A 12,685-nucleotide genomic window follows, 5' to 3' on the forward strand; every position below is an offset into this window, starting at 1 on the left:
CGTCAACAAAGCGGCGCCGCTGCCAATCAGAGTTCCACCGACGAAATCGCGTCGCGATATCGATAGCGGACCATGCTTGTTCGTTCTTCTGGCCATGGGACTTCCCTATTGGCGCGTTAGTTGCGGTTTGTTCGCCATATCGTACTCGCCCAGGACGTACATCTCGCCCTGCGACCACCATTCGCCGTCAATCCGTTCCCAAAGAAACAGCATTTTGAATGTAAACGGATTCTCGTCGACGCCCGGTGGGAAGCTGACATGAAAATTGACCCAGTCCCATCCTGCATCGCCACTGACGAATGTCGCGTAGGATTCGATCCTCACGAGTGATCCAATGACCTCCTCGTACACAGGTCGCAACTGTTCACGACCGATCCGGGTCTTGCCTTCGTTGTCCGTCGAGATTGCTGTCGGTGCATAAAAGCGTGTCAGGATCGGTTCCGGGTCATGATCGCGAAACGCTTGCTCCTTCATATCGTATTTGGCGCGAATGGCTACTTTGAATTCGGCCAGTTCCCGCTCGTGATCAGTCGTTGCGGTTGTGTCAGCACCTGTGTGTTGAGCGCAGCCAACCAGGCAGCCCTCGAATATCAGAAGGACGCAGATTTTTGCAAGTGCGCTAGGCCTCAATGTAGTTCTCCCGGTCGTTACGCGAGCGCCGACCATTGCGCCCCAGGGTCAATTGCATTCGTGCCGCCAACGGCTGTGCATTACCAGGTATAGCGAAGCGTCAAGCCCCATTGTCGCGGCGGCGCATACACTTGTTCAATGAAGCCAGCGAGGCCGAGGTCGAGGTTGTATAGCAAGTATTCTTCATCCGTGACGTTCTTCATCCAGCCGGTGACAGACCAGCTATCCGTTGAATAGCTCAGGCTCAAATTCGCTACACCATAGGATTTCTGCACCGATACGGCCGAATTCGTGCCTTCCATGAACTGATCGGCGCTCCAGGCGCCGTCGACCTGGGCGGCAATCTTCCCCGCACCGACGGGCCACGACTTGCGTACGGCAGCATTCAGGCTAACTGACGGTGCCTGAGGGAATTCGGCATTTGACGTACCCGTTCCTGGGAAAACCGCCGGAACGAATTTGACCTTCGAATCGATGAACGATGCACCGAGATTGATGTTCAAGTTTTCCGCCGGTGTCCAGGCCAATTCGAGTTCCCCGCCCGAGGCGGTCGCGTCGGAGTTCGTTACCTGCGGCGTCAACCCGGTCAGCGAAAATGCCTGATAGTCCTTGTAGTCGTAGTAAAACGCAGTTGCGCTCAATCGGGCACGACCATTCGCGAATGTGGTCTTGAATCCCATCTCGATCGAATTGAGCACTTCTTCCTTGTGCTGAAGTTCGTCGATCGTTACGGCCGCTGCAGCCGTCCAATTGCCGCCCTTGATACCGCGATTCCAGCCCACAAACCACAGGGTGTCCTCGTTCGGGTGGTAGTTCAGTTGCAATCGCGCAGCATAGTCGCCGTAGTCAATGGTGGGTAAATTCGAAAATGGGCCGACGGCCTGAGTGTCTAGATCAAATAGTACGCTACCACTTGGTATGCCTTGGTCTTCCATATTGAAGCTGTACTGCAGGAAGTCGAGTGATTTGTCGTCCTGAGACCAGCGCAGTCCCGCGATCAACGTCAACTGGTCGGTGAAGTCGTATTCCATTTGTCCGAATACGGACCAGTTGGTCGAGTCGATATTGATCAATGATTGTATGATGCCAAGCGGCGAGCCGGTAATTGTCGCGCCTTCCACAACGTTCTGCGTGTCCGATGAAATATCCAGGTAATACGCGCCGACTTGCCAGCGCGCCTTGCCCGCATCGCCTGACAGGCGCAATTCCTGAGACCACTGCCCGAAGTCGGCAATTGTCGTGAACGGGAAAAAGCACAGTCCGCCGCAAGCGTCTTCCTGGTAGAATTTGTCGAGGTTCAAGTAGTTCGAAATGGAGACGAACTGCATTCCGTTGCCGAGCTCGGAATCGACTCTTGCAGTAACACTGGTCACTTTTCGATTGAAGAACGGATTCTCGTCGGACGCATGCCGGTGAACGTCATTGGCAAGTGTGCCGCCATCAAATGGCGTATTGCCTGGCAGAGGAACGCCGAGACCGGTGGCTGGATCGAAGTCCGCAAAACGGACGATGTACATGCCTGTTGGAACGTCATCGTCCTTGGAGTAAGAGACGGACAGATCAATCTTGGTGCGCTCAGTTGCGTCCATCTGGAGCGATCCGCGCATCGCATAGCCGTTTGCGCCGTTGGAGTCGCGTCCTGCGACCTTTTGATCAGTAAATGGGCTGATGCCGGCTTTCGTGTAGCCGTCCGATTGTTCCCAGCGACCGGCCAGGCGACCGCGAACCTTGTCGGTGAACGCTCCGCCCACGGCGCCTTCGATGCTGGTGGTACCAAAATCTGCAGCAGTTGCCGATAGATACCCATTTGCTTCCGTATCGTCGGCTTTATGTGTTACGTAATGAATCAGACCGCCCGTCGCATTGCGGCCAAACAATGTTCCCTGCGGGCCGCGCAGGACTTCGACTCGATTCATGTCGAACATCTGCTGTCCGATCGCATTCATGCTCGCGTAGTAGACGTCGTCCACATACACGGCGACCGGCGCCTCGAGATTGTCGGTGAAGTTGTTCTGCGATACGCCTCGCAAATTGAAAATCGTAAATGCCGGTGTGAATGACTGCAGCTGCAGCCCGGGCACTTGCTGACTGATATCCTGCATGCTGCTGACGCTCATATCGGCGAGAACGTCGGCCGACAGGGCGGTAATCGAAATTCCGACGTCCTGAATATTCTGTTCGCGTTTCTGGGCAGTAACCGTGATTTCCTCGAGCGCCTGTGCAAAAGCGGGCACTGCCAGTGCTGCAAAGAACGAGATGGCAGTGACGATGAGGCCCTTGATCAATCCACGTATCTTTTTCATTCTTGATCCCTCTGTGCGAGCACAACCCGCAGAAAAATCTTAGTACAGTCGCGCGATATATTCTAGTAATATCGTACTAATTGCAGATCGTCGCAATCCGGGGGTGTCTAACGGTATGAATCAGAAGGATTTGCGGACAGAAGCACGCAAGAAAAAGGATTCGCAACCGTTAGCCACGGGGTTGAAATCCGGAACGGCCATCCAGAATCGTGGCAAGGCACAGGCGCGGAAAATTCTCGCGGAAGCGCGGCGGCTACTTATCAACGCGGGCTTTGCAGGTCTGTCGCTGCGCAAGATCGCGAAGAATCTCAACATCAGCCTCGGCAATCTGACCTATTACTTTCCCAGCAAGGATGCCCTGATGCGCGCGCTGATTTCGGATCTGCTCGATGCCTACCACCAGGCCATGGTCTCGGAACAATCGCGGTTTCCAGGCAATCCCCATGCGCGCTTTCGCGCATACATCGACTACCTTATATCCGACTGCCAGAATTCGGACACCCGTGCGCTGTTTTTTCAGATATGGGGTCTGGCAAGGAACACCAAGATTGTCCGCGACCTGCGGAACGAAATGTACGCGCGTTTTCGCGCAGATGTCAGGCCGCTGATAGAACCACTGCTGCCCGGCGCAAGTAGAAGTGGTATCGACTACCGCGTCGGCGTGCTTGCGGCAATGATTGAAGGGTTGCACGTCATTTACGATCTAGACGAAAACGTATTGCAATTGCCAGCTGATTTCGCCAAGCGTTTTCGCGATGCCGCGTGCCAACTCATTGCGCCAAACGACAATCCGGGTACGACTTAGCCTGATCCGGGCGGTCGAAATACATCAGATTTGACCGGCAGCGGGTAGGTTGATCCAATACCTGCCATGAAAAACAAATATTCTCGTCGCGACGTTCTGATCGGGTTCGCAGCCAGCGCGGCACTCGCGCAGGTTGCGAGAGCCGCAGCTGCGGCGGACTCGCCCGCGGACGAATCTGCCAGAGACGTACTGGACGCGCTCGCATGGGAGCTGCTCGAACTCGATCCTACCCAGGCCACGGCGCTCGGAGTCGACACGGGTGTACACGCCGCGCTGCGCGGCCGGCTTGACGACCGTTCGGCAGAGGGCGTTGCGCGTCAGCGCCGATTCCTTGTCGATGGGCTTCGCCGTATCGAGCGCGTGCAGCGCGACAATCTCGATGTTCCGACGCGTGTCAGTCTTGAGGTGGTTGCGAGTGCGTTTGGTACGGCGCTGGAGGGCATGTCGCTGCCTTACGGCGTCGCGACAATCGGCAGCTGGCGCAATACGCCTTACAACGTCATCCAGAATGTCGGCGGTTATCTCGATTTACCTCAATTGCTCGAGGGCGACCAGCCGGTTCAGGACGCCGCCGACGCCGACGCCTATCTCGCGCGACTCAATGCCTATCCAGCGCAGCTCGACGGCGAGCTGGGCCGGATGAAATCGGCACGGTTGCGCGGGCTCGTCCCTCCGGACTTCCTCCTCGACAAGACGATCGTTGCGCTCTCGAAGAGCATCAAGGACGCTGCGCTACCCGACGGTCCACTGATTGGTCCCCTGGCCAGAAAGATCAATGATGCCAAACCTCCAGTCACGGGTCCGTGGGTTCAACGTGCCACGGCATTGGTCAAAGGGCGCGTCCTCCCGGCGCTCGAGCGGCAGCTCGAGGAAATCAAGCGGCAGCGCCAGCGCGCAACCTCCGATGCGGGGCTCCTGAAGCGACCTCAGGGTCCGGAATGGTACGCCTGGGGGCTACGCGCGAGTACCACGACGACGCGCTCGCCCGCTGACCTGCACGCCATGGGCGTGACGCAGCTTGCCGAACTGCAGGCGCGCATGGACGGCATTCTCGTTTCGCTGGGTCTCAGGCAAGGATCCGTAGCCGAGCGCTTGATCGAGCTGCAACGACGCCCCGAATATACGTTCCCGGCAAACGATCAGGGCAGGGCACAAATCGTTGCCTACATGCAATCGAAGCTTGACGCGATTCGGCCGCGCCTCCCCCAGGCATTCCGCCAGCTCGCACGTGGCAACCTGGAGATCAAACGATTGCCGCTTGCTGCCGAACCGGGCGCACCAGCGGCCTATGGTGGTCCCGGATCGATCGACGGCCGGGTGCCCGGCAAGGTCTGGGTCAATCTGGGCGATCCTTCGATACACAACAAGGTCACCATTCCCGATCTCATGTTTCACGAAGGCATTCCGGGCCATGTATGGCAGGGAGAGTATGCGCAGCAGTTACCGCTGATACGGTCGATACTGGCATTCAATGCGTATTCCGAGGGGTGGGCGTTGTACTCGGAGCAGCTCGCCGACGAACTCGGAATGTACGACGATGATCCAGCAGGTCGGCTCGGATTGTTGATGGGGCTGTCGTGGCGGGCGGTGCGATTGGTCGTGGATACGGGTCTGCACGCGCTGGGATGGACGCGGGAGCGAGCGCTCGGAGAATTTGTTGCCGCCACTGGTCTGCCGCGCAGCAATGCCGAGAGCGAAATCGATCGGTATTGTTCCTGGCCTGGCCAGGCTTGCGGCTACAAGGTGGGCCAGACCGAGATACTCGCGCTTCGCGAGCGCGCCCGGACAGAGCTGGGTAAGATGTTCGATCTGCGTGATTTCAATCAGGCGGTGGTCGGAGGCGGGAACGTGCCGCTCGATGTTCTCGCAGCGATCGTCGGTCGATACATCGACGGGGCGCGGTCAGCGTAACTTGCTTGGCATTGAGGTCGCCATCAACGGCGATCTATCGAAACCACTGGCAGAGGCCGAATGTGCGGCTCTCGCCACGCTCCTTCGCACGCGAGTGCATCTGCTCCTGGTGCTCGAGCCGATACGCCACGCGCTCTTCCACGGTTTTCATCGATGCAAGGCGTTTGCGAAACTCTGCGCGCTCGGCGTCGGTCATCAAGTCGCGCGCATAAATGCGGTCCTGATCTCTGACCTGGTCCCGGTCGGGAGCCGGCATCTGGGTGGCGGGGTTTCGTGGTCCGGGTCCGGAGCCCTGTTTCGGACCCTTGTCTTGACCAATTGCTACAGCGCTCAGTAGCGCGCCGGCAACCGCGGTCGCGAAAATAATCCTTTTTGCGTGAATGACATATCTCCAACAAACAAGTGCGGAGATCATCTGCATTGGGCGCCGCCAGGGGAATTCGCGTCAATACCTATGGCGGGTTGTGGTAGCCGCAAGCATCGCGGTGCCTGACGCGACGGCTCCTACTGCGCCAAACCGGAGGTTATCGGCGAATCAATCGCCTCTGTCGAACAAATAGCGCAGTCCGATTGTCGCTGCCCTCTCATCCTTGTCGTAGCTCACCAGCTCCAGCTGCGCGCGCCAGGCTGGCCGGAACTGCCAGATGCCCGCGATACCGACATATATCCCGACGCCGTTGAGCTTGTCGTACTGGATCGTGTCGTTGCTCGTGCTGTTGCTGGTGTATACAAGGCCGGCTTTCAATACTGGATAGAGCTTGGCATCGCGTCCATCGCGGAATGGCGTCCACTCTGTGCCCGCGCCGAAAATCCGGTAGCGCAATTCGCCCAAGTGGCCAACTTGCGGATTATCAGAGGCAATACCGGCTTCGCCGAGTTCCGCAATAAAAGCCTCGATGGACCAGCGCTTGGCCAGCTGATTGCCGAAAATCAGGCGAAAGCCCGCGCTGCTGGTGTCGTCCACGCGGTAACCGCCATTGCGGTTGCGCGGCTTGAGATGTGACGGGCCAAGGTCGACCCCGGCATACCACTCGCCAGTGTGGTCCTCGGCGCGTGCGGCGGGCGTGCTCGTTGAGATCAACGCGACGAATAACACCAGCATTGCGCCGGTTCCCTGCCGCTGCCAGCGCAGTGCCAGCAGCAACAGGGCGCCGAGCAGCCAGAGGGTATCGAGAGCGCCTGCACCGCGCAGGGCGGTCTCGAGATTACCGGCAAGATCGCGATAGTCCGGGATGCCGTCACCATCAGAATCGCCGACACCTTCGCGACTGTCCGCAATGCCATCGCCATCGCTGTCGAGGTCCCGATAATCCGGCAGGCCGTCGCGGTCCGTATCAACAGCGATCTGCGGTACCGCGCCCGGCACATCGCCTTCGACCGAATCGAAGAATCCATCGCCATCGGCATCGATCGTCGAGTCGACCAATCCATCGCCATTCGCGTCGACGCCATTCGATTCGACGATGTCGGCGATGCCATCGCCATCGCTGTCGAGATCGAGGTAATCAGGTGAGCCGTCATTGTCCGTATCGGGCAAGGGCAGGGGGCGGCCGCCAGATGCGGTCTCGACACTGTCGGCTATGCCGTTGGCATTGCTGTCGACATAGCCGTCGATCACTCCGTTGCCATCGGCATCTGCTCCGCCGCCTTCGAGTGCGTCGCTGAGCCCGTCGTTGTCACTGTCGCGATCGAGCCAGTCGGGTACGCCATCGGCGTCAAAGTCACCTGTGCCTTCGACGTCGTTGGGAATGCCGTCATTGTCCGCATCGAGATCGACCGAATCGGGAACGCCATCGCCGTCCGTGTCGGGTGACAGGCCAAAAGTCGCTGGCGCCGGATCGGCGACATCGGGCGCGCCATCGCCGTCGCTATCCGTCGTTGAGTCGATGCGGCCATCATTGTTGCCGTCGAGTGCGCTCTGTCCGGCATCAACGATGTCGAATGTCGCATCGTTGTTCGAGTCGAGATCGCGAAAGTCCGCGATGCCGTCATTGTCACTGTCCGGAGCCGCCGCAACTGGGCTCATGCCGTTGTCGATCTGGCCGTCGCGGTTACCGTCGCCGAGACCCGCTTCGACGACGTCTGCAATACTGTCGTTGTCGCTGTCGAGATCGCGAAAGTCCGGGACCGAGTCGCCATCGGTATCGGGCAAGACGTAGGCATCGTCGATCAGATCCCCATCGAGGTCGGCGCCACCCGTTATGTCGGTGTCGATGGTATTGTCGATGCCATCGCCATCGCTGTCGACACCGCTCATGTCCGCTTCAAGCGTATCTAGCAGGCCATCGTTGTCGCTGTCGACATCACGGTAGTCTTCCGCGCCGTCACCATCGGTATCAGGGGGCATTACGCCGTCTGCAACGCCATCGGCATTGGCATCAGCTCCACCAACAACATCGACGTCGAATGCATCGTCTATGCCGTCCACATCGCTGTCGGTCCCGCTGACTCCACCCTCGAGATGATCGGGGATACCGTCCGCGTCGCTGTCGAGATCGAGATAGTCCGGGCGCCCGTCATTGTCCGTATCAACAGGGAACGCGGGTGCGCTGCCAGCTTCCAGGGCATCGGGGATGCCGTCCTCGTCGCTGTCGCGATCGCGGTAATCAGGCAGGCCATCACCATCACTGTCGAGCGGAGACATGGGATTCGTGCCCGCCTCAACCGCGTCAGGGATGCCGTCGTTGTCGCTGTCATCGTCCGCCGAGTCTGCGAGACCATCGCCATCCGTGTCGCTATTGGGCTCCAGCGCGTCGATGATGCCATCGCCGTCTGTGTCAATGGGCAGGCCAGGATCTGCGCCGACTTCCGCGCCGTCGCTGATGCCATCGCCATCGGTGTCAGGATTGTTGCGATTCGTGCCGAGGGCATCCTCTTCGCCGTTGGTGAGGCCATCGCCATCGCTGTCAAGTGCCAGACAGACTGGGGAATTTGCATTCGGTACACACGGGTCGGTATTTGCTGGATCCGATTCGTCGTCGACGCCGTCGCCGTCGGTATCGGTGAGCGAGGATTCGAGCGCGTCGATGAGTCCATCGCCATCCGTGTCGAGCGGATTGTTGACGTCCGAGCCGATCTCCGCGCCATCGTCTTCACCATCACCGTCGGTGTCGGCGTTCAGCGGGTCAGTCCCGAGGGCCGTTTCGTCGGTGTTGCTGATACCGTCGTTGTCGAGGTCGGTCGGTCCGACGTTCTGCGTGTGATGGAAGTTTGCCGTGGCAACGTCCTGCTGAACCGGAAAACTGTTGCTGTCAAGATAGAAAAGCTGCGACTGAACAGTGTAGGTCCCAGTCGCGCCATTAAGCGGGTAGGTTGGCGATACCGTGCGGGTTACCGAGCTATTCGCTGTAGCGCTGAAATTGTCCGTGAGCACCGACGTCGAATTGCCAGTCGGGTCGATAATGCTTACTTCAAGGCGGTAGTTTCCTGCGACAAACGCGTTGACGGTGGCATGACTGTCGATGCGCACGTTGCCAGTCGCGACCGTGCCGTCGACCGCGCATCCGGCCGTGTTGGCAGTCCGTGTTGCGCAGCCCTGGATGACAACCGAGCCCGTGCTTGCTTTGTCCGCCGCACCGCCGTCGATCAGGATCTGCGCCCAGCGAACCGCAGTCACCCATGCTGTGGCATCACCCGAGGTGTCGATCTGCACTTCGACCAGATTGTTGCCCGTGCTGATCCAGGACAAATCACTGATCTGGAAAACAGTCGTGCTCCACACATTGTTGGCGCCCGTGAGTTTTCCAAGAAAATGTCCATTGATATAAACGTCGTCCTGCTCGCCCTGTTCTTCATCGACGTCCCAGGCTCTGAGTGTGAGCGTTGCCGACGCCGCTGGCGTCGTGTTGACCAGTACGTTGAATTCGATTGGCGCGATCGGGCTCGTGTTTCCAAGTGTGACCGCCGGCGCCGGCTCGGTAACCAGGCTGTCAGTAGCCATATCTCCGTCTGGCGAGCCCGTGAGCGCATTGTTCTCGTTGTCTTCGTAGGTGTAGAACGTTCCAGGCGCTGCGCGACTCGACAGACCCGCCGCCAGTGCAATTATTGCTGCACTAGCCAGCACGCCAAAACGGGACAGCTTGAAGTTGGACATGACCGTATTCACCCTTGACTTGATGTGCGATCCAATTCGCGATGCGGCGCAGGGCCGCGCCCAGGGCCCCCACGCGCCAAATTGATTGCTTGCAGGTAACCTTGCGGTTTGTATCGGCGCGCGAACGCGTGCCTCGCGTGATCCAGGTCTCATTCCCTGAGCACTCCCCTTAGGGATCGATACTAGGGGCGCGGAAAGGGATTATCAATCGGGGCTTGTATCAGGCGACGTGTTGCAATTGGCGGGTGCCCAAAAAAGACTTCGACAGCGACAGGTAAAGCGACTCACGGCACACCAACGCGCTGCTGCCGCGCCCCACAAAGGCGGCGGCCATCAAGGGTAGGGTCAGCGCGCGCTCGCCAACCATTTCACTGACGATGACCAACGCAGTCAGTGGCGCTTGTACGACTCCTGCGAAGTAGGCCGCCATGGTCAGCACGACCACGGCGCCGACGGGCGCTGCGTCCGTTGTCATGCTGATCAATCCCCCGAGTCCTGCGCCAACGGCAAGCGATGGCGCGAAGATTCCTGCTGGAATGCCGGCCGCATAGGACACCAGTGTTGCAGCGAACTTTTCGAGTGCATACCAGGGGTTCGGTAGCGTTTCCTGCTGCAGCAATTCCCTGGCCTGTTCATAGCCGGTGCCGAAAGTCGTGCCATCGGACAGCCAACCCAGTGCGGCCAATATCACTCCGCAGGCAAGCGCTACGGTGATGGGATTCAACCACCGGACGTTGGCGATGAGGTGCGGCACGCTGCGGCGCAGCACAAGCATGCCGCGGGCAAATACGCCACCCGCGAGGCCTCCCGCTATGCCACAGACAGGAACCACGACCCAGTCCTGGATGTGCGCCAACAGCGCGGTCGTACTGCCGAAATAGGCGTAGTTGCCAACAAGCGCAATGGACGTGATGCCAGCAAGGATAACCGCTGCAAATATGATTCCAGACGTCTTTTGTTCGAATGACCGGGACAATTCCTCGATCGCAAACACGACGCCGGCGAGTGGCGTATTGAATGCAGCGGCGACTCCCGCTGCGCCGCCCGCGAGAATCAAGCCGCGGCTGACGCCCGCTGCGGGCAAACGGACCGCGCGACCGAGCGAATGCATGATGGCGGCGCCGATCTGCACGGTCGGTCCCTCGCGGCCGACCGACGCACCGCAGGCGAGCGCGCCAATCGTCAGGAAAAACTTGCCTGCGGCATTGCGCAACGACAGCAGCCGATCACGGGTATCACCGGGGTGTAAATGCAAAGCCGCGATGGTTTGCGGAATCCCGCTGCCGCGGGCCTCGAAAAAGAACCGGTTGGTCAGCCAGACGATCAACGCCAGGCCAAGCGGCGGTGCGGCAAAGGCCCAGACTGCGCTACGTTCCGTCAGCGTCCGGAATAGCGCTTGCGCTTCATCGGCGCCATGCGCAAATGCAACTGCGACTGCGCCAGTGCTGATCGCCCCCACCCAGAACACCAGTCGCCGCAACCACGCCATTGGCCGTGTCCAGCGTCGAAGTTCACGCCGAAGGGGCTGCGAAGAGGGTGCTTTCGTAACGGATTTCTCTAGTTCGGTATCGGCCATGGTCTGTCGTCTGGTTGCCTGGAGGATAACAGCCATCGGTCTCGCGCTGCGAACCGGCGTGCGGCTGCTATAGTGAATTTCGTGAAGTATTGCAGCAATTATCGAGCTGCGTGAGCGGCGCTCAAGTCCCGTGCACGAAACAGCTCCTGTCAATATTGCCGTGTTGCTCGTGAGTGCGGTTTGCGCTGTTTTCATGTTGCGGCCGGCGCTGTTGCGAGCACCAAATTGGCGTGCAACCGTGACGCCGCTGGCATCCATTATCGGTAGCGGATTCCTGGTGCTTGCGCCGATTTTGACGCGACAGTTCGGTCGCGATGCAACCTGGGTCATGCTCGGGCTGTGCGGATTTGCATATGCGATCGGGTCGGCGATTCGCTTCAATATCGTCAGCTTCGATAGTGATTCGGTGCCGGACCCCCGGCCGTCGGCGTTCGAGTTGACCCTGGACAAAACGGCAACGACCGCGCTCTGCTTTGCCTATGTCATATCCGTTTGTTATTACCTCAACCTTTTCGGTGCATTTGCGGTAAGCCTGACAGATTTTTCCGGAAAGACTGCTGGCAAGATCGTCACAACCGCAGTACTGATCATGATCGCCGCGCTTGGGTGGCAAAAAGGCTTCCGTGGGCTCGAGCGCGCCGAGCAATTCACGGTCGGAGTCAAGATCGCGGTCATTTGCGGGCTGTTGGCAGGCATGGCCGCTTTCATCCTGCAACGAATTCCCGATGATCTGGCAAGCAACGGGCACGGCGAATTCGATGCGGCCGCGCTGCGTATGGCTTTCGGTCTGTTGATTACGGTGCAAGGATTCGAGACCTCGCGTTACCTGGGTGGCAGTTATTCGGCCGAGATGCGAGTCGGCACCATGCGCACGGCGCAATGGATGGCGACGCTCATCTACGTCGCCTACATTGGTTTCGCCAGCGTAATTTTCTCTCCGGGCGAGGTCGGCGGCAGCGAGACCGCAATCATCGATATGTCCGCGGTAATTGCGCCTGTCTTGCCGGCCCTGCTGGTACTGGCGGCGCTGGGGTCGCAGTTCAGCGCCGCGGTCGCGGATACGAACGGTTATGGTGGCCTGGTGAACGAGATATCGGGTGCTCGAATCCGCGCCCGGGTGGCCTATATCGTGCTGGCCATTTTCTGTATCGCGATGACCTGGTGGATCGATATTTTTCAGATCATCAGCTACGCATCGCGCGCGTTCGCCGCATATTACGCGTTGCAATGCTTGCTGGCAGCTACCAGAAGCTGGCGAATCGGTGCTGCTGTGCCGCGGACACTGGGTTTTGCGGTGTTATGTCTTTTGTGTGTGGCCATTGCGTTTTTGGGGACTGCGGTCGAATGAGATGCGCCTGGGTCGCTAA

The 12,685-nt window shown here is 59.1% G+C and carries 8 protein-coding genes; 3 read left to right on the plus strand and 5 right to left on the minus strand.

Annotated elements, in window-relative coordinates:
• Nucleotides 1–105 precede the first annotated feature (105 nt).
• Together R3E77_05510 and R3E77_05515 are read right to left on the minus strand one after the other, a co-directional pair.
• Nucleotides 106–474, minus strand: a complete 369-nt coding sequence (locus tag R3E77_05510) for a hypothetical protein (protein ID MEZ5498875.1) — start codon at nucleotides 472–474, stop codon at nucleotides 106–108.
• Between the two features lie 236 nt (nucleotides 475–710).
• Complete coding sequence (locus tag R3E77_05515; GenBank protein ID MEZ5498876.1) at nucleotides 711–2,933, minus strand: TonB-dependent receptor; 2,223 nt, start codon at nucleotides 2,931–2,933, stop codon at nucleotides 711–713.
• A 115-nt stretch (nucleotides 2,934–3,048) separates the two neighbouring features.
• Here R3E77_05515 and R3E77_05520 point away from each other — a divergent pair, with 115 nt between their 5' ends.
• On the plus strand, nucleotides 3,049–3,738 hold the full coding sequence (locus R3E77_05520; GenBank protein MEZ5498877.1) for a TetR/AcrR family transcriptional regulator: 690 nt from the start codon (nucleotides 3,049–3,051) through the stop codon (nucleotides 3,736–3,738).
• Nucleotides 3,739–3,804: 66 nt separating this feature from the next.
• Nucleotides 3,805–5,649, plus strand: coding sequence for a DUF885 domain-containing protein (locus tag R3E77_05525; GenBank protein ID MEZ5498878.1), 1,845 nt, complete (start codon nucleotides 3,805–3,807; stop codon nucleotides 5,647–5,649).
• 34 nt (nucleotides 5,650–5,683) lie between these two features.
• Here the strand turns inward: R3E77_05525 and R3E77_05530 are convergent, their stop codons facing one another.
• From R3E77_05530 to R3E77_05540, 3 genes are all read right to left on the minus strand, one after another.
• On the minus strand, nucleotides 5,684–5,845 hold the full coding sequence (locus R3E77_05530; GenBank protein MEZ5498879.1) for a hypothetical protein: 162 nt from the start codon (nucleotides 5,843–5,845) through the stop codon (nucleotides 5,684–5,686).
• A 339-nt stretch (nucleotides 5,846–6,184) separates the two neighbouring features.
• Entirely contained in the window at nucleotides 6,185–9,742 is a 3,558-nt protein-coding gene (locus tag R3E77_05535) for a hypothetical protein (GenBank protein ID MEZ5498880.1), read from the minus strand.
• Nucleotides 9,743–9,962: 220 nt separating this feature from the next.
• Nucleotides 9,963–11,231, minus strand: a complete 1,269-nt coding sequence (locus tag R3E77_05540; protein MEZ5498881.1) for a chloride channel protein — start codon at nucleotides 11,229–11,231, stop codon at nucleotides 9,963–9,965.
• A 217-nt stretch (nucleotides 11,232–11,448) separates the two neighbouring features.
• Here R3E77_05540 and R3E77_05545 point away from each other — a divergent pair, with 217 nt between their 5' ends.
• The gene (locus R3E77_05545; protein MEZ5498882.1) at nucleotides 11,449–12,666 is read left to right on the plus strand and encodes a hypothetical protein; all 1,218 of its coding nucleotides are present in this window, start codon (nucleotides 11,449–11,451) and stop codon (nucleotides 12,664–12,666) included.
• Nucleotides 12,667–12,685 lie beyond the last annotated feature (19 nt).

Source organism: Steroidobacteraceae bacterium (assembly GCA_041395505.1).
Lineage (GTDB): Bacteria > Pseudomonadota > Gammaproteobacteria > Steroidobacterales > Steroidobacteraceae > JAWLAG01.